Genomic DNA, 17,408 nt, shown 5'->3' with positions numbered 1-17,408 from the left:
AGCGTTTCCAGAGATTCCGGTCAAGGCTTAAGTCAAGAGGTCGGCGTGGGCCTTGTCATGAAGAATTCAAAACGGAAATTTCACAGTAATCGTTATAAGGTAACGGCCTATAACGAAGCGGCGGTGGCGTCTGCCCACAGGCCCGGATTTTGATCGCCACGAAAGCTGGGGTGGTATGCAAGTCGATCTAGATATCGAGGGGGCACAAGTGGCCGAATGGCCGCGTTTCCAGCGCGCGTCGTTTCAAGGACGCCGCTTGAAGCTTATCGCCTGCGCCTTGGGAGGCGTAGCGGGATTGGGTCTGGTCCTGGCGTTTTTTATCGGGGTGTTTTCGCCGCAATCGCTGTGGCCGGTCTTGCTGGTCAGCCAAGGTGCGGGACTGTTGGTGCTGGTGGCCGGCTTGCAATCCGCCTGGTGGGTGACGCAATGGCGCAGCAGGGCATTGTTGCCGGCTGTGGATAACCTGCCGACGGAAAACGAGCCTGTTGATAACTTGGGTTGGTATGAGCGGCTGCTGGACCGCATCGGTGCCCGTTCGGTCGGCCTGCTCAAGCAAATCGGTGCGCCCGCGTTGTGGCTGGCCGGTTGGGCCGTGCTGGTATTGCTGGGCCTGGAGCACGCCTGGGACTTGCAGTTGCCGGCTGCCGCCCTCGGTGTTTCCGCCAGTGTGGGGGCGGTGCTGTCGTTGTTGTTGGCGTTCGGGTTATTGGTGTTCGAGCGGCAATTGGCCCAGCAGCCCCCCGTGGAATGGCCGGAAGCGCCAGCGCTGGCGCAACTGACCCGGGTGGCGATCATCGTGCTGGTGCTTGGCGCCTTGTGCTTGCTGTTCGCTGCAGAAACGTCCATCTGGCCGGTGCGCCTGGCGGTGCTGATGGGGCTGTTGCCGGGGCTGGTGGCGGCGGAGTTGTTGTTGCGCGCGGTGCTATCGTTGTTCATCCCGCGCCGGGACGCCCTGGAGCCGACGCTGCTAGGCCGCAGTGTCATCGCCGATCTGCTGCGCTGGCCACCGCAACCGTGGCTGGCCTTGCAGCATGAGCTGCATAACCGTTTCGGCATCGACCTGCGCCAGATCTGGGCCTTCAGCTACATGCGTCGGGCTTTTCTGCCGGTGTTGGCGTCAGTGGCGCTGGTGGGCTGGTTGCTGACAGGTGTGCACGAAGTGCCGCTGCAGGGGCGGGGCATCTATGAGCGCTTCGGTAAACCGGTAGAGGTGTTCGGTCCCGGTTTGCATGTCGCGTTGCCTTGGCCGTGGGGCAGGGTGCTCAATGTCGAGAATGGCGTTGTGCATGAACTGGCGACCAGCGTCGCGCAGAGTCGTGCAGAGGTCGAGGCTGAACCGGCGGAGGGACCGGCACCGGCCATTGCCAATCGGTTGTGGGATGCCAGCCATGTGAACGACAAATCCCAGGTCATTGCCAGCCGTCGTGCCGACCAGCAGAGCTTCCAGATCGTCAACATGGATGTGCGTTTTGTCTATCGCATCGGCCTGACGGATGCCGCGGCGCTGGCGGCGACTTACAACAGCGCCGATGTGCCGACGCTGATCCGCAGCACCGCCAGCCGCATCCTGGTGCATGAGTTTGCTTCGCGTACGTTGGATGGTTTGTTGGGCGCCGACCGCGTGAGCCTGGCCGACGAAATCGGTCGCGCTGTCCAGGCTGATCTGCAATCTGTCGACAGCGGTGTGGAAATCCTGGCGACGGTGGTGGAGGCGATTCATCCGCCGGCCGGTGCGGCCAATGCCTACCACGGCGTGCAGGCCGCGCAGATCGGCGCCCAGGCATTGATCGCCCGGGAGCGTGGCGCGGCGGCGGAACAGACCAACCAGGCGCAATTGCAAGCCAGCATCGCCCATGACCGGGCCAGTGCCACGGCGCGGGAAATCAACGCGACCGCCCAGGCTGCCGATTTGCGTTTCAACGCCGACCGCAAAGCCTACGCCACGGCGGGGCACGCTTTTGTGCTGGAACATTATTTGAGCCAACTGAGCCAGGGCCTCGGCAATGCCCAGTTGCTGATTCTCGATCATCGCCTGGGCGGTAGCAGCAACGCGCCGACCATCGACTTGCGAACCTTCACGCTGCCGGCCGACCCCGCGTCGCCGCGTAACCCTGTCCCGCCAGGAGCTGCCCATTGAGCCAGTCCTCTTCACACGATCACGCCGGTCACGATCACGGCCATGCCGGTCATCACCATGGTCATCATCACCACCATCACGGCGACCCGCAGCAAGCCGGGCCGTTTCCTTGGCGGCGGATGGGCTGGGCCGTGTTGTTGGTGGCATTTGCCGTCGCGGCCGCGAGCCTGGTGCAAGTGCGGTCGGGGGAGGCCACGGTCATTACCCGTTTCGGCAATCCGGCCCGGGTGCTGCTGCAACCTGGCCTGGGGTGGCGCTGGCCGGCGCCGTTCGAGGCGGCGATCCCGGTGGACCTGCGATTGCGCACCACCTCAAGCGGCCTGCAGGATGTCGGTACCCGCGATGGACTGCGGATCATTGTCCAGGCCTACGTGGCCTGGCAGGTCCAGGGCGACCCGGACAACGTGCAGCGTTTCATGCGCGCGGTGCAGAACCAACCGGACGAAGCTGCGCGGCAGATCCGCACATTTGTCGGCTCCGCGCTGGAAACCACGGCCGCCAGTTTTGACCTGGCGAACCTGGTCAACACCGATGCCAGCCAAGTGCGCATCGCCGATTTCGAAGCGCAGTTGCGTCAGCAGATTGACCAACAGTTGCTCACCACTTACGGTGTACGAGTGTTGCAAGTCGGTATCGAACGCCTGACGTTGCCATCGGTAACGCTGACCGCAACGGTCGACCGCATGCGAGCCGAGCGCGAAACCATCGCCACCGAACGCACCGCCATCGGCAAGCGCGAAGCGGCGCAGATTCGCTCCGCCGCAGAACGGGATGCCCGCGTCGTGCAAGCCGATGCCACGGTAAAGGCCGCTGATATCGAGGCGCAATCCCGGGTGGACGCGGCCGAAATCTATGGCCGGGCATACGCCGGCTCTCCCCAGCTCTACAACCTGCTCCGTTCGCTGGACACCTTGGGCACCATCGTCAGCCCAGGCACCAAGCTGATTTTGCGCACCGATGCCGCGCCATTCCGTGTCCTGGTGGATGGTCCTGCCTCCATGGACGGCAAAGGTGGAACACAACCATGAGTTTGGTTCCACGTGGAACAAATACGTTATCCAGTCCGTGGATCCAGGCCGGGCGTTTGGCGTTTCTAGCGCTTTACGCCGTCACGGTGTTGGCGGCGTTGGCCTGGGTCTTTTCCAACGTGCGCCAGATCGACCCGCAGAATCGTGCGGTGGTGCTGCACTTCGGCGCCTTGGATCGTATCCAGAATGCCGGCCTCTTGCTGGCTTGGCCGCGTCCCGTGGAACAAGTGATCCTGCTGCCAGCAGCGGATCGGGTGCTCGAGCGGCGGGTGGAAAATCTGCTGCGCTCGGATGCGGCCTTGCAGGCTGATCGTGTGGCCAGTTTCGCCACGCCGGTCAGCGATGCATTGGCCGGCTCTGGTTATTTATTGACCGGTGATGCCGGCGTGGTGCAACTGGATGTGCGGGTGTTCTATAAGGTCACTGATCCTTACGCTTTCGTTTTGCAAGGTGAGCATGTCCTGCCGGCACTGGACCGACTGGCGACCCGCAGTGCCGTGGCCCTGACCGCGGCCCGGGACTTGGACACCATTCTGGTGGCTCGCCCCGAACTGATGGGCAGTGACAACCAGGCGGCCGAGCGCCGCGAACGCTTGCGAGGCGATCTGGTTCAGGGGCTTAACCGACGCCTGGCTGACCTGGCGGCGACGGGGCAGGGGCTGGGCATCGAAGTGGTGCGGGTCGACGTGCAATCGAGTCTGCCCGGGCCGGCGGTGAGTGCTTTCAATGCAGTATTGACCGCCAGCCAGCAGGCCGACAAAGCCGTGGCCAACGCCCGGACTGAAGCGGAAAAACTCACCCAGGTCGCCCGCCAGGACGCCGACCGTACCGTGCAAGTCGCCCATGCCCAGGCCAGCGAACGGCTCGCCAAGGCTTCGGCCGACACGGCCACGGTACTCGGACTGGCGAAAACCCAGGGCAGCGATCCGCAAATGCTGCTGCGCCTGTATCGCGAACGCATGCCTGCCATCCTTCGCCAGGCCGGTTCAGTGACCACGGTCGACCCGAAAGACGATTCTCGTCTGATCATCCAGGGAGCCGGCCAATGACCGCTCGAACACCTGCTGTACCGATGTTGTCCTCGGCGGAACAACGCATCGCCGCCCGGCAACTGACCTTGGCGATGCTCGCTCTCGGCTTGCTCGCATTGGGCCTGGCATGGCGCGGTTGGTCGCCAGAGCAGAGCGGCGTCAGCCAACTGCTGTTAGGGTTCGCCTCGCTGTTGGTGGCGGTCCCGGTGATGCGTTCGGCCTGGTACAGCTTGCGGTACCCAAGCCTGCACGGAATTACTGACCAACTGATTGCCCTGGCGATGCTCGGCGCCTGGGCCACCGGCGATCTGCTGACCGCGGCGTTGCTGCCGATCATCATGATCTTCGGCCATGTGCTGGAAGAGCGCAGTGTCATCGGTTCCCAAGAGGCGATCCATGCCCTTGGCCAACTGACCCGTAGCCAAGGTCGCAAGGTACAGGCCGACGGCTCGATCATCGACGTCGACAACGCGACGCTCCAGGCCGGCGATGTCGTGGAGGTGCGCGCCGGTGACCGGGTGCCGGCCGATGGTCGGGTGTTGTCTGGTCAGGCCAGCCTCGACACCGCGCCCATCACCGGTGAGTCGGTGCCGCTGGAGGCGGTGGTTGGCACGGAAGTCTTCGGTGGTGCGATCAACCTCGATGGCCTGCTGCGCCTGGAGGTGACCCGTACCGGCGAAGCGTCCACCTTGGGCAAGGTCATCGCCCTGATGCAAAACGCCGAACGCTCCAAGCCACCCATCACCCGTTTGCTGGAACGCTACGCCGGCAGTTACCTGGTATTGGTGTTGTTGCTGGCGGCAGTGACCTGGTTCGTCACCAACGATGCCCAGGCGATGTTGGCGGTATTGGTGGCGGCGTGTCCCTGCGCGTTGGTGCTATCGGCGCCGGCCACCGCCATTGCCGGGATTGCGGTGGCGGCGCGCCACGGGATCCTGATCCGCAGCTCGGCCTTCCTGGAGGAACTGGCGGACCTGACTTCGTTGGTCGTCGACAAGACGGGTACCTTGACCTATGGCGTGCTGCGCCTGCAATCCATCGAACCTGCCCAGGATGCTCACGCATCGTTGCTGCTGCCGCTGGCTGCCAGCCTCGGGTCGGCCAGCAGTCATCCGGTCAGTCGTGCCTTGGCGGGGCTGGTGGAACAGGACAACTGCCTGGCCCTGACGGACATTCGTGAGCGCCAAGGGTTGGGGGTGGTCGCGATGACGGCTCAGGGCGAAGCGGCCCTCGGTCGGCCGGAGTTGTTTGCACAGTTGGGCATTCAAACCCCAGCGGTCCCTGAGCACGACGGCCCGATTGCCGGTCTGGCGCTGGATGGGCAGTTCCTCGCCTGGCTGCTGTTGGCCGACAGCGTAAAGCCGGAGGCACAGGTGGCCATGGCCGAGTTGCGCGAGTTGGGTCTGGGCCGTCAGTTGCTGTTGACCGGCGACCGCCATAGCGTGGCCACGATCCTGGCCCGGGATGTCGGCATCGGCGATGTGCAAGCCCAGGCCTTGCCGGAAGACAAACTCAAGCGGGTCATGGCTGAAATCGACCATGGGTTCCGCCCGATGGTGGTGGGTGATGGCATCAACGATTCCCTGGCGCTCAAGGCCGGGGTGGTGGGCGTCGCCATGGGAGCCGGAGGTGCAGACATCGCCTTGGCGTCAGCAGACATCGTGCTGATCGGCAGCGACCTGCGGCGCCTCGGCACCTGCGTGCGACTGAGTCGCCAGTGTCGGCGCACGTTGCAGGTCAACGTGATCATTGGCCTGGGCTGGACGCTGGCCATCGTTGCCTTTGCCGCCTTCGGCTGGCTTGGCGCGGCGGGGGCGATGATCGCTGCGCTGCTGCACAATCTCAGTACCCTGCTAGTGTTAGGTAATGCCGGGCGCTTGCTGCGGTTCCAGGAGCCACTGCTCAAGATCCAAGCGAAGGGCACCGTTGGGTAGGGTCAGCGAACTGCGCGTTGTACTTGCAGTCTGCTATTGGAGAGGGCGTGCCAGCGCAGGAGTTACCCGCCACAGGAGTGATTTGGGACAGCGATAGAAAAAGGCTATAAATTCGATAGCCTGCTATTTTTCTAGCATGGTCTACCCTCATTTCAGACGTCTGAAACAAGGGGGATTTTCCATGCTCGCGCAACTTCCACCGGCCTTACAGAATCTGCATTTACCGCTTCGGCTGCGGCTCTGGGATGGCCATGAATTTTCACTGGGGGCCGACCCCAGCGTCACGATTGTGGTCAAGGACCCACAAATGGTCGCGCAATTCACCCACCCCAGCCTGGACGCATTGGGGGCGGCGTTTGTCGAAGGCAAACTGGAACTCGAAGGCCCGATCCACGAAGTCATTCGGGTCTGCGATGAATTGAGCCAGGCCTTGGTCGAGGACGATCCCGACAACCAGCCGGTGCGCTCGGTCCACGACAAGGAAACCGACGCCAAGGCGATCTCCTACCACTACGATCTTTCCAACGCGTTTTATCAGCTATGGCTCGACAGCGACATGGCCTATTCCTGTGCCTATTTCGAGACGGGTAGCGAAACCCTCGAGCAGGCCCAGCAAGCCAAGTTCCGCCACCTGTGTCGCAAGCTGCGATTGCAACCGGGGGACTACCTGCTGGATGTCGGTTGCGGATGGGGTGGCCTGGCACGTTATGCCGCGCGGGAGTTTGGCGCCAAGGTCTTCGGCATTACCCTGAGCAAGGCGCAGCTGGCACTGGCCCGGGAACGGGTCAAGGCCGAAGGCCTGGAGGATCAGGTCGAGTTGCAACTGCTGGACTACCGCGACCTGCCCCAGGACGGCCGCTTCGACAAAGTAGTCAGCGTGGGTATGTTCGAGCATGTCGGCCACGCCAACCTCGAGCAGTACTGCAAGACGCTGTTCGGCGCCGTGCGCGAAGGAGGGTTGGTGATGAACCATGGCATCACCGCCAAGCACACCGACGGGCGTCCGGTCGGTCGCGGCGCGGGCGAGTTCATCGAGAAGTACGTATTCCCCAACGGCGAGCTGCCGCACCTGTCGATGATTTCCGCGCAGATCAGTGAAGCGGGGCTGGAGATCGTCGATGTGGAAAGCTTGCGCATGCACTATGCACGCACGCTCGATCACTGGAGTGAACGCCTGGAGGACAACCTCGAGGCAGCGTCGAAGGAAGTGCCGGAGCAGGCATTGCGGATCTGGCGTCTGTACCTGGCCGGGTGCGCCTACGCGTTCGCCAAGGGTTGGATCAACCTGCACCAGATCCTGGCGGTGAAGGCCCATGCCGACGGTAGCCATGAGCTGCCATGGACCCGCGACGACATCTACACCCCTTAGAGAATCGGGGAAATAAGCCGGGCGATCCGCATGCCGACCTTCTGCAGGCGGTGGGTCTCCCGGCTTTCCTGTTTGTCGATTTCCTGGGCTTGGGCGAAGTCCTCTTCAAGCATTTGCTCGACCTCACTGGCGAACGGGATATCCACGGTGAGCAGCATGACTTCGAAGTTCAAGCGGAACGAACGGTTGTCCAGGTTCGCACTGCCAATGGCGCTGATTTCCCGGTCGATCAACACCACTTTCTGATGCAGGAAGCCCGGCCCATAACGGAACATCCGCACACCGGCCCGTACCGCTTCAAACGCGTACAGGCTGGACGCTGCGTAGACGATCTTGTGGTCGGGTCGCGAGGGCAGCAGGATGCGCACATCCACACCGCGCAGTACCGCCAGGCGCAAGGCTGCGAACACCGCTTCGTCGGGGATGAAGTAGGGCGTGGTGATCCAGACGCGTTCGCTGGCGGCGTGAATGGCCTCGACGAAAAACAGCGAGCAGGTTTCATAGGCGTCGGCCGGGCCGCTGGCCAGCAACTGGCAAAGCACACCATCGTCCGGATAGCTGTCCGGCAGGATCAGTGGGGGCAGGGAACGGGCCGCCCAGAACCAGTCTTCGGCGAACGACTCTTGCATGCTCGCCACCACCGGCCCGCACACTTGCACATGGGTGTCGCGCCACGGCGCCAAGGGTGGTTTATCGCCCATGTATTCGTCACCGACGTTGTGCCCGCCGACGAACCCTTGCACGCCGTCCACCACCACGATCTTTCGATGGTTGCGAAAGTTGACCTGGAATCGGTTGAGCCAGCCGCTGCGGGTGGCGAACGCTTTTACGTGGACGCCACCGTCGCGCAAGGCTTGCACGTAGCGGTGGGGCAGGGAGTGGCTGCCAATGCGGTCATAGAGCAGGTACACGGCCACGCCTTCGGCGGCTTTCTTCAAGAGCAGCGAGTGCAAGCGTTGACCGAGGCGGTCGTCATGGACGATGAAAAACTGGATCAGCACGGCCTCTCGTGCCTGCTCGATGGCCTGGAAAATCGCCTCGAACGTAGCGTGGCCATTGACCAGCAAACGCACCTGATTATTGGCCAGGCACGGTGTGCGTCCCAGTTTCGGCATGGCCCGTAACGAGGCATAGGCCTGGGAGGCGCGAGCGGTCAGGGCTTCTTCGACCCAGGGGCGCCAGTTCAACTCGGAGATTGCCTTGCGCATTTCTTCGTTGGCTTGCCGGCGCGCCTTGATGTAACCATCGAACGTGCTGCGGCCGAACACCAGGTAAGGAATCAACGTCAGGTAGGGAATGAAGGTCAGCGACAGGGCCCAGGCAATCGAGCCTTGGGCGGTGCGCACCGTCAGCACGGCGTGGACGGCGGCAATGGAACCCAGGGTGTGGAGCAGCGCGATCAGGTAACCGAAAACATGCGGGCCGAAATAATCCATGGGGCAGCCTTGCTCCTGAAGTTTCAATGCTTAACAGACCATGTTCCGTGACGAATGTCGCTATTTAATTCACAGGTCCGGGCTCTGAACCGAAGCCGGCGGACGGCGTCTAACGGCCACTTGTCCTCTGGAGTTCGTGTAATGAATGTTCGTCTGCTGGGTGTGGCCTTGGCGATGGGTTTGTCGGTTCCGATGGCGGCTCAGGCGCAGATGCTCCAGCCGGGTTTGTGGGAATTGACCACCAGCAATATGAAGGTCGATAACCAGAACCTGCCGGACCTGCAACTGATCCTTGGCCAGTTGCAAACCCAGATGACCCCGGAGCAACGGGCGATGCTGGAAAAGCAGGGGATTACCATGGGGGGTAAAGGCATTCGCGTGTGCCTGACCCCGGCGCAGGTGCAAACCAATGACATTCCGCTGCAAGACCCGCAATCGGGTTGCAAGCAGCAGATCACCGAGCGCACCGGCAATCAGTGGAAGTTTCGCTTCAGTTGCCCGAAAGCCCAGGGTAATGGGGTCGCGACATTCCAAAGTGATCGTGAATTCACCACCAAGGTCAACGGCACGTTCAATGCCACCGGCATCCAGCAGAACGGTAGCCTCGACACTCGCGCGGTCTGGCTGGGGCAGGATTGCGGGACGGTCAAACCGAGGGCTTGAAGCTCATTTGAAATAATCGCTTGGTGAGCCTGTGGGAGCCAGGCTTGCATCGCAATGCAAACAATTCGGTGAGTCGCCAAGGACGTCACCGTTCATCGCGAGCCTTGCTCCCACACATGCTCTAAGGCCGACTCAGTGCCTCGTACAACGTATTGAGGTTGTATTCGAACAGGCCGGTGAACGTGCTCGCAGGTCCGCTGGCGGCGAGTGCGTCGGAGTACAGCGTGCCGCCGATGTGAGCGCCGCTCTCGTCGGCGATCTGCTTGAGCAGGCGCGCGTCCTTGATGTTTTCCATGAACACCGCTTTGACTTTCGCCTGACGGATCTGGGTAATCAGCGCCGCGACTTCTGCCGCCGACGGTTCACGTTCGGTGGATAACCCCTGGGGCGCCATGAACTCGATGCCATAGGCCTGGCCCAGGTAACCGAATGCATCGTGGGACGTCACGATCTTGCGATTACCGGCAGGCAATGCGCCGAGCTTGGCCTTGGCTTCGGCGAGTAGGGCGTAAATCTTTTTCAGGTATGCCTGGCTGTTACGTTCGTAGTCGGCCTTGTTGGCCGGGTCGGCAGCTTCCAGTGCCTTGGTGATGTTGCTGACATACAGCTCGGCGTTCGCCAGGTTGTGCCACGCGTGCGGGTCGGGGATGGTCTCACCGTCCTCATCCAGTGACCGCGGGATGACGCCACGGCTGGCGCTGATCACCGGGGCACTGGTTTCGGTACTGGTCACCAGTCGGTCCAGCCACGGCTCGAAACCCAAGCCATTCTTGATGATCAGTGTTGCCCTGAGCAACGCCTTGGCGTCGTCTGGGGTGGGTTCGTAGGTGTGTGCATCGGCGTCCGGCCCGACCATGTTGGTGATTTGAATATGCTCACCACCGACCTGTCGGGTCATGTCGGCGAGGATGCTGAAGCTGGTCACCACCTGGAGTTTTTCGGCGGCGGACAGGGACATGGACAGCATCAGACTGATTAGCACGAGCAGTACGCGCATCGGGAAACACCTCATTGGGATGTGAGCAAGGGCGGGCGGCGCAGCAAACCGTGCACCGGCCCGAATACCACCGACAGCAGATACGACACGCCCGCCACCAGAACGATGGACGGTCCGCTGGGCAGTGAGTAATAGAACGACAACAGCAGGCCAAGCCAAACCGAGAGGCAACCGAGCAGCGCGGCGATCAGGATCAGTAGCGGCAGGCGACGGCTCCAGAATCGCGACGCGGCGGCCGGCAGCATCATCAGGCCGACGACCATCAACGCGCCGATGGCCTGGAAACCGATCACCAGGTTCAGCACCACCAAGGTCAGGAACACGCCGTGGGCCAACGGGCCGAGACGACTGACGGTTTGCAGGAACAGCGGGTCGAGGGTATCGAGCAGCAGCGGTCGATAAATCAACGCCATCGCCACCAGGCTGGCGCCGGAAACCCACAACATGCCGGTGAGTGTGGGGCCGTCCACCGCCAAGGCCGAGCCAAACAGCAGGTGCAGCAAGTCCAGGCGTTTGCCGGCCATGCCGAGGATCAACACGCCGGCCGCCAGGGAAATGGGATAAATCGCCGCGAGGCTGGCGTCCTCTCGTAGGCCGGTGCGCCGGGTAATCCAGGCGGCAAGCCCGGCCATGCTCAGGCCCGCGCCCAGGCCGCCCAGGGTCAAGGCGGGCAGGCTCAGCCCGGCAAACCAGAAGCCCAGGGCGGCGCCGGGCAGGATGCCGTGAGCCACGGCGTCACCGATCAGGCTCATGCGCCGAAGAATCAGGAACACACCCAACGGCGCCGTGCTGCACGCCAACACCAGGCCACCGAGCAGGGCCCGACGCATGAAGACGAACTCTTGAAAGGGTTGCCAGAAATGCGTGGCCGCGAGCATCAGGCCACCCACGCATGGGGTTGTTGGGCGATCAAATCGACACTGCGGCCCAGCACGCAGCCGGTGTTTTTGATCAGCAGCGTATGGGGGACATGTTGGCGTACCGCTGCCAGGTCATGACACACCACTACGAGGGTTCGGCCTGCTGCGTGCCAGCGATGGATGTGTTTCCACAGTAGCGCCTGGCCTTGTTCGTCGAGGGCGGCGTGGGGTTCGTCGAGCAACAGCAAAGGCGCTTCGGCCAGGCTCAGGCGAGCGAGCAGGGCGCGTTGCAGCTCGCCTCCCGACAGCGCCATTAGCGGACGCTGCTCAAGGCCGTTCAATGCCCAATCGTCCAGTACGGTCTGCAGTAACTGTCTACGCATGGCTGGCGTGTGGCGATTGCCCCAAGAACCGGCCGCCACCAGGTCTTGCAAGTTGATGGGAAATTGCCGATCCAGATGTTGCTGCTGGGGCATGAATGAGACGCCACCACGTCGTGGAACATTCAAGGCGACTTTGCCGGCCAGCGGCTTTTGCAGCCCCGCGAGCACTTTCAACAGGCTGCTTTTGCCCGAACCGTTGGCGCCGATGATGGCGGTGAGGCTGCCTGCCGGTCGCTCCATGGCGAGGGGCGGTGTGAGGGGTTGTCCGGGTGCACCCCAGCGCAGTGCTTGGCAGTCGATCATGATGGCTCCCGGGTCCAGCGGCTTTGCGCCACGGCGTCGTGGGCATGAAGGCTTTCGGCGTGAACGACGCGTACATCCAGGGCGGTGATCTCCGATGAGCGGGCCAGGGCCGTGCTCAATCGCCGCGCGGCGTCTTCGCAGAACATCAGGTTTTGCCCGTTGGCCAGGGCGAAGGCTTGTTCATCGGCGCGTTTCACGGCGGTCTGCACGGCGGTGCCAAGGGCTGCTTCGGCTTGGTTGATGAATGACTGCAGTGGTAATTCGTCGACAGCGGTGCCCAGACGCAGGGTCAAGGTCGCCGTGCTGCGCTGGCTATGAGGGGTGGCGACAATGCCGTTCGATGAGCCCAGCCAGGCGAGAATTTCGGCATGCTCAAGTTTCTTGTTAGCGAAGTCGTCGACAAATTGCTGTTGGATCAACTGCCGGGCAAGGGCTGCCGAACAAGGGCAAGTCGAGGAATAGGGGATCTGAATTTTCAGTTCCACGTGGAACATTGTGTTTTTCAACTGAGCTTCGATGCTCACCGGATAACCTTTCCAGCCTGCCAACGGGCTGATTAGCGCCGGACGTTTGAGCAGTAGATTGGTATGCACGCTGAGCGAAGCCGCATGGGATAAGCCTTCATGGCTATCAAGAAATTGCTCCAGGATTCGGCGCAATAGCGCTGGAGAAAGTGGCGTCTCTTCCAGTAACCCCAGCGCCAGATATAAGCGCGACATATGAATGCCGCGTGCCTCGCTGTCATCGAGGCTCACACCGGCGTCGACCGTTGCGCTGAGGCGCTGGCCATCAATCAACACCGGCGTTGCGATACCACACATGCCTACCCAATCAAGGGGTAGGGTTTGATGTGAAACCTGCGCAGCCACATCGGGCAGCGTTAACGCATTCATGGTCAAGGCCCATCGAAGGTTAAAATTAGATGTTATAGTATAACAGTTAATTTCAAGAAACCTTTTCCATGAAAGGAGTTTCATCTCCCCGCATGTTCACGTTCCACGTGAAACATTAACGCGATGAATCCTGGCACCCGTTCATGCGGCCGCATGTAAATGCACCGGTGCTACCGCCCGAGCTGGAAAAACGATTGAGGGTTGTCCAGCCCACACGCCGGCTGTATCCAACCCAACTTTCTCCATCCGACGCCAGTCCGGTAAAGAACGTGAGCTGACCATAACGGCTGTTCGTTTGCGCCCAATAGCGGCGACTGGCTGCTTCAAAGCCGCGTAAGTAAATAGTGTTTCCAGCCGTCGCAACGCTATAGGCATTGCCTTGCATATCCACACACGCCAGCAAATTCGCGCTACGGGTGCAGTTTGCCAAGAGCGGACTCTGGGCAGCAGCGCCTGACGCCCACAGCAACAATGAGCCCGCAAAAACAAATTTCAGAGGATTGCGCATGGATGGAACTCAGACGAATGAGGAGCGGCGGGGCTGGTTGAACCGTATTGTTATACTATAACATAAAAACAACCAAACCCTGAAAACGAGCCGTCATCGAAGCGGCCGCCCGATGAGGATATACCTGATGCCCAATCGTCTTCCCGTCACCGTACTTTCCGGATTCCTCGGTGCCGGTAAAAGCACACTGCTCAATCACGTCCTGCGGAATCGCGACAACCTGCGGGTTGCTGTGATCGTCAACGATATGAGCGAGATCAACATCGATGGCAGCGAAGTCCAGCGAGATGTCACCCTGAGTCGTTCCGAAGAGAAACTGGTGGAAATGAGCAACGGCTGCATCTGCTGTACGTTGCGCGAGGACTTGCTCGAAGAAGTCGGGCAACTCGCCAGGGAAGGGCGTTTCGACTACTTGCTGATCGAGTCCACCGGTATTTCCGAACCGCTGCCAGTGGCGGAAACCTTCACGTTTCGGGATGAAGAGGGCCGAAGCCTGGCCGATGTGGCGCGACTCGATACCCTGGTCACGGTGGTCGATGGGGTGAATTTCCTGCTGGATTACCAGGCCGCCGAAAGCCTGGCGTCACGGGGCGAAACCCTGGGTGAGGAGGATGAGCGCTCGATCACCGATCTGCTGATCGAACAAATCGAGTTTGCCGACGTGATTCTGATCAGCAAGATCGACCTGATCAGCCAGCATGAGCGGGAAGAGTTGACCGCGATTCTGCAGCGTCTCAACGCCCAGGCGCAGATCATTCCGATGGTCATGGGGCAGGTGCCACTGGGCAGAATCCTCGACACAGGCCTTTTCGACTTCGAACGCGCCGCCCAGGCACCTGGCTGGCTACAGGAGCTGCGCGGTGAGCACGTGCCAGAAACCGAGGAATACGGCATCGCCTCGACCGCTTATCGGGCTCGCCGACCGTTTCATCCCCAGCGGTTCTTCAACTTCATCGACCGGCCGTGGCCCAATGGCAAACTCCTGCGCTCCAAGGGGTTCTTCTGGCTGGCCAGCAAACCTGAGGAGGCGGGCAGCTGGTCTCAGGCTGGCGGCTTGATGCGACATGGCTTCGCCGGGCGCTGGTGGCGGTTCGTGCCGAAAAACCAATGGCCGCAGGACGAAGAGAGCACCGCGGCGATCATGAAGAACTGGCTGGCTGCCACAGGCGATTGCCGTCAGGAGCTGGTCTTCATTGGCCAGGACATTGATTTTGGCCAACTCGCCGCTGAACTGGATGCTTGCCTGCTCACCGATGCGGAAATGGCCCTCGGGGTCGAAAATTGGCGCTTGTTGCCGGATCCGTTCGGGCCGTGGCATGAAGAGGTTGCAGCGTGATGCTGGCGCCCAGTCTGAAACGAGCGACGCAGGTACGACAGGTCCAAGGTGATACGCCAGGGGTATTCACGCAGATCCTGGACGACGGCACCAACCTGGCGCTCTGGCAGCGTCAGCTTCCCGCCCACATCAGCGATTTTGCGGCCATGGTGCTGGTGATGGACCAGCCGCTGGCTGAATCACGGGTGCTCGATTTGCCAGAGGAAGACACCCAGCCAGCGCTGCACGGTCTGGCCGCGGGTTTCGGTGACCTGCGGGGCTATGAGGGTTTTATCGCCGATGTTTCCTGGCTGGTCTGTGCGTTTGCCTGCCTGTTGGGCGCGCAACGTGTCGGTCTGCGCCTGCGCACGCTGGACAAGGCCATGTGCCCGCGCTTCCACGTTGACCACGTACCGGTGCGGCTGCTGACCACTTATGCGGGCGTCGGCAGCCAGTGGCTCAAGGAAGAGGCGATGGACCGTCGGCACCTGGCACTGCCTGAGGCAGAGCCGGTTGATCCGCGTGTGATCCAGCAGTTTGGTTGCGGTGATGTCGGCTTGCTTAAAGGCGAGAAATGGCACGGTAATGAGGGGTTCGGCCTGATCCATCGCTCGCCGGCGCCTGCGCCGGGAGAGCGTCGCCTGATTCTCACGCTGGATTGGCTGGCTTAGGGCTTGAGCCAGGTGCCTTGGCTTTGCCCTTCGCAAAATGGCTGCAGGTACGCGGCATCGGTCGCCACGCCGTAATAGTGAATATCCTGGCGGTAAGGCATATTGGCGACCTGGGCGTTGCTGCACACGCCGAACGCGCCGCCAGGGCATTGATCGACGTATTGCACCTCGACCTTCTGGCCGGCAAGGTTTGGCTGGCAGAAGCCATCGGCAAACAGCTTCTGCGGAATGCTGCGGTTCTGTTGGCAGACTTTCACATCGAGTCGCTCCGCCTGGCTGTGAACCACGCAGGCCTGGGCCAGCGCCTGGTCCGACGTCAGTGCCAGTAACAACCAGCCGATCAATCGCATGTTCACCTCCTTCGAAAGCCGTCGATTATGTTGCAGCACATTCCCACCCATGTCATCGCCGGCCCCTTGGGCGCCGGCAAGACCAGCCTGATCAAGCATCTGCTGGCCCAGCGACCGGCCAATGAACGCTGGGCGGTGCTGATCAACGAGTTCGGCCAGATCGGCCTGGATGCCGCGCTGCTGACCCAGGCTGGCGATGGTATCGCACTGGGCGAAGTGGCCGGCGGCTGTTTGTGCTGCGTCAATGGCGCGCCGTTTCAGATCGGTCTTGGGCGTTTGCTGCGCAAGGCCCGGCCGGATCGGCTGTTCATCGAACCCTCGGGCCTGGGTCATCCGGCACAGTTGATGCGGCAACTGAGTGAAGCGCCCTGGCTCGGCGTGCTCGCGGTACAACCCTGTGTGCTGGTGTTGGATGCCCGGGCGATGGCGGACGGCAAACCCTTGCCCGATGCGCAGCGACAAACCCTGGCGGATGCCGGACTGCTGGTGCTGAACAAATCCGAGCGCCTCACGCAAGCCGATCGCGAACGGGTGACGGCGCAACTGTCAGGGTCTGCGTTGTACTGGACGCAACACGGGGCATTACCGATCGATCGATTGCCAGGCCTGGCGGCTCGGGGCAGCGGGTCTGTGGATAACGTGAACCTGCCCAAGAGTCTGGGGCAGATCCCGGCCATCTGGACCGACCCGACGCAACCCATCTGCCTGTATCAGCAGCAGGACGGAGGCTGGAGTATCGGCTGGCGCTGGCACCCAAGCCAACGATTCGACGCGGCGGCGCTGACGCGATGGCTACAAGACCAGGGCTGGAAACGGGCGAAGATGGTTATCTACAGCCGCGACGGTTGGGTTTCAGCCAATGCGTTGGAGGGGGAGGCGCTGGGCTGGCAAACCAGCGAGTGGCGCCAGGATTCTCGGGTCGAGCTGATTTTCCATCAGCCGCAAGACGTCGATCGCCTGAAAGCCGGTCTGGTGAGTTGTCGATGTTCCTGAATCAGCCTTGTTTCAAGGCTTCCACTTGTTGTGTTCCTGGCGCCACTGGCTCAATTCGATGACTTCAGCCCTGGGCCTGGTCTGGACCGGTTCGATGGGCGCTGGCGGTGTTTCTTCGAAGGGCATCGGGTAGGGCGCCAGCTCTATGTGTGCGCTGTGGGCACCAAATTGGGTGATGGTGCCCGAATGGCGGCTTTCGCCGGTGACGGTGAACTCGAAGTTGTAGACGCGAGCCAGGCGTCGTCGTCCATTGGCGTCCTTCACGAAGCCGATTTTTTTCAGCGCTACATTGCCGTCCAGCAGCTCGATCTTGAGGTTGGCGCAATGCTGCATGACCCTCGCCAACGCCCGTTCGCGCAAGCCATGGTTGTGCCACAGCCAGGCGCCGCCGGTAGCCAGCAGCATCAGCACGAAGATGTTTCCAAGGGTCAGCATGAACGAAGTGCTCCAACAAGTTGCTGTCAGCTTAACTGTCTCGCCGGTCTGTCGTACAGGCTGTGTTTAGTCGCATACTGCGCGGCTTGAATTTCAATCGTT

At 61.7% G+C, this 17,408-nt stretch carries 17 protein-coding genes; 9 read left to right on the top strand and 8 right to left on the bottom strand.

Features of this window, described 5'->3' with window-relative positions; translation table 11 throughout:
• Window positions 1-175: 175 nt before the first annotated feature.
• From ACZ5M5_RS30415 to cfaB, 5 genes are all read left to right on the top strand, one after another.
• Window positions 176-2,137, top strand: coding sequence for a protease modulator HflK (locus ACZ5M5_RS30415; RefSeq protein WP_103307948.1), 1,962 nt, complete (start codon window positions 176-178; stop codon window positions 2,135-2,137).
• On the top strand, window positions 2,134-3,165 hold the full coding sequence (gene hflC / locus ACZ5M5_RS30410; RefSeq protein ID WP_464738386.1) for a protease modulator HflC: 1,032 nt from the start codon (window positions 2,134-2,136) through the stop codon (window positions 3,163-3,165). Before ACZ5M5_RS30415 ends, hflC begins: the two co-directional genes overlap by 4 nt.
• Window positions 3,162-4,214, top strand: a complete 1,053-nt coding sequence (gene hflK, locus ACZ5M5_RS30405) for a protease modulator HflK (RefSeq protein ID WP_464738385.1) — start codon at window positions 3,162-3,164, stop codon at window positions 4,212-4,214. Before hflC ends, hflK begins: the two co-directional genes overlap by 4 nt.
• Entirely contained in the window at window positions 4,211-6,130 is a 1,920-nt protein-coding gene (locus tag ACZ5M5_RS30400; RefSeq protein ID WP_464738384.1) for a heavy metal translocating P-type ATPase, read from the top strand. Before hflK ends, ACZ5M5_RS30400 begins: the two co-directional genes overlap by 4 nt.
• Window positions 6,131-6,311: 181 nt before the next feature.
• On the top strand, window positions 6,312-7,499 hold the full coding sequence (gene cfaB, locus ACZ5M5_RS30395) for a C17 cyclopropane fatty acid synthase CfaB (RefSeq protein WP_060739951.1): 1,188 nt from the start codon (window positions 6,312-6,314) through the stop codon (window positions 7,497-7,499).
• On the opposite strand, the gene cls is transcribed toward cfaB, so the two are convergent.
• On the bottom strand, window positions 7,496-8,935 hold the full coding sequence (gene cls / locus ACZ5M5_RS30390; protein WP_464738383.1) for a cardiolipin synthase: 1,440 nt from the start codon (window positions 8,933-8,935) through the stop codon (window positions 7,496-7,498). The genes cfaB and cls overlap by 4 nt on opposite strands.
• A gap of 141 nt (window positions 8,936-9,076) precedes the next feature.
• Between cls and ACZ5M5_RS30385 the strand changes: the two genes are divergently transcribed.
• On the top strand, window positions 9,077-9,598 hold the full coding sequence (locus ACZ5M5_RS30385; RefSeq protein ID WP_060739953.1) for a DUF3617 domain-containing protein: 522 nt from the start codon (window positions 9,077-9,079) through the stop codon (window positions 9,596-9,598).
• Between the two features lie 121 nt (window positions 9,599-9,719).
• On the opposite strand, the gene ACZ5M5_RS30380 is transcribed toward ACZ5M5_RS30385, so the two are convergent.
• The 5 genes from ACZ5M5_RS30380 to ACZ5M5_RS30360 form a co-directional block, all read right to left on the bottom strand.
• Entirely contained in the window at window positions 9,720-10,595 is an 876-nt protein-coding gene (locus tag ACZ5M5_RS30380; protein WP_103307952.1) for a metal ABC transporter substrate-binding protein, read from the bottom strand.
• 11 nt (window positions 10,596-10,606) lie between these two features.
• The gene (locus ACZ5M5_RS30375) at window positions 10,607-11,473 is read right to left on the bottom strand and encodes a metal ABC transporter permease (protein ID WP_103307953.1); all 867 of its coding nucleotides are present in this window, start codon (window positions 11,471-11,473) and stop codon (window positions 10,607-10,609) included.
• Window positions 11,473-12,141 (bottom strand): metal ABC transporter ATP-binding protein, encoded by a 669-nt coding sequence (locus ACZ5M5_RS30370; RefSeq protein ID WP_060739956.1) that lies wholly within the window; start codon window positions 12,139-12,141, stop codon window positions 11,473-11,475. The genes ACZ5M5_RS30375 and ACZ5M5_RS30370 overlap by 1 nt, the downstream gene beginning before the upstream one ends.
• Window positions 12,138-13,034 (bottom strand): GTP cyclohydrolase FolE2, encoded by an 897-nt coding sequence (gene folE2, locus ACZ5M5_RS30365; protein ID WP_464738382.1) that lies wholly within the window; start codon window positions 13,032-13,034, stop codon window positions 12,138-12,140. Before folE2 ends, ACZ5M5_RS30370 begins: the two co-directional genes overlap by 4 nt.
• Before the next feature lie 115 nt (window positions 13,035-13,149).
• Window positions 13,150-13,542, bottom strand: a complete 393-nt coding sequence (locus ACZ5M5_RS30360; protein WP_081015350.1) for a glutamine synthetase — start codon at window positions 13,540-13,542, stop codon at window positions 13,150-13,152.
• Window positions 13,543-13,669: 127 nt separating this feature from the next.
• Here ACZ5M5_RS30360 and zigA point away from each other — a divergent pair, with 127 nt between their 5' ends.
• Window positions 13,670-14,878, top strand: coding sequence for a zinc metallochaperone GTPase ZigA (gene zigA, locus ACZ5M5_RS30355; protein WP_060739958.1), 1,209 nt, complete (start codon window positions 13,670-13,672; stop codon window positions 14,876-14,878).
• Window positions 14,878-15,528, top strand: coding sequence for a DUF1826 domain-containing protein (locus ACZ5M5_RS30350; RefSeq protein ID WP_464738381.1), 651 nt, complete (start codon window positions 14,878-14,880; stop codon window positions 15,526-15,528). The genes zigA and ACZ5M5_RS30350 overlap by 1 nt, the downstream gene beginning before the upstream one ends.
• Here ACZ5M5_RS30350 and ACZ5M5_RS30345 read toward each other — a convergent pair.
• A complete protein-coding gene (locus tag ACZ5M5_RS30345; protein WP_060739960.1) occupies window positions 15,525-15,878 on the bottom strand; it encodes a hypothetical protein in 354 nt (117 codons plus the stop codon). The two genes, ACZ5M5_RS30350 and ACZ5M5_RS30345, sit on opposite strands and share 4 nt — an antisense overlap.
• 27 nt (window positions 15,879-15,905) lie before the next feature.
• Between ACZ5M5_RS30345 and ACZ5M5_RS30340 the strand changes: the two genes are divergently transcribed.
• Window positions 15,906-16,871 carry a CobW family GTP-binding protein gene (locus ACZ5M5_RS30340; RefSeq protein ID WP_060739961.1) on the top strand — a complete coding sequence of 322 codons (966 nt, stop codon included), beginning with the start codon at window positions 15,906-15,908 and terminating at the stop codon, window positions 16,869-16,871.
• A gap of 12 nt (window positions 16,872-16,883) precedes the next feature.
• Here the strand turns inward: ACZ5M5_RS30340 and ACZ5M5_RS30335 are convergent, their stop codons facing one another.
• On the bottom strand, window positions 16,884-17,306 hold the full coding sequence (locus ACZ5M5_RS30335) for a DUF3301 domain-containing protein (RefSeq protein WP_060739962.1): 423 nt from the start codon (window positions 17,304-17,306) through the stop codon (window positions 16,884-16,886).
• Window positions 17,307-17,408: the final 102 nt, after the last annotated feature.

This window comes from Pseudomonas sp. Van50, assembly GCF_055390755.1.
Note: the sequence above shows the minus strand (reverse complement) of the source record. Positions and strands in the feature narration are given on the sequence as shown.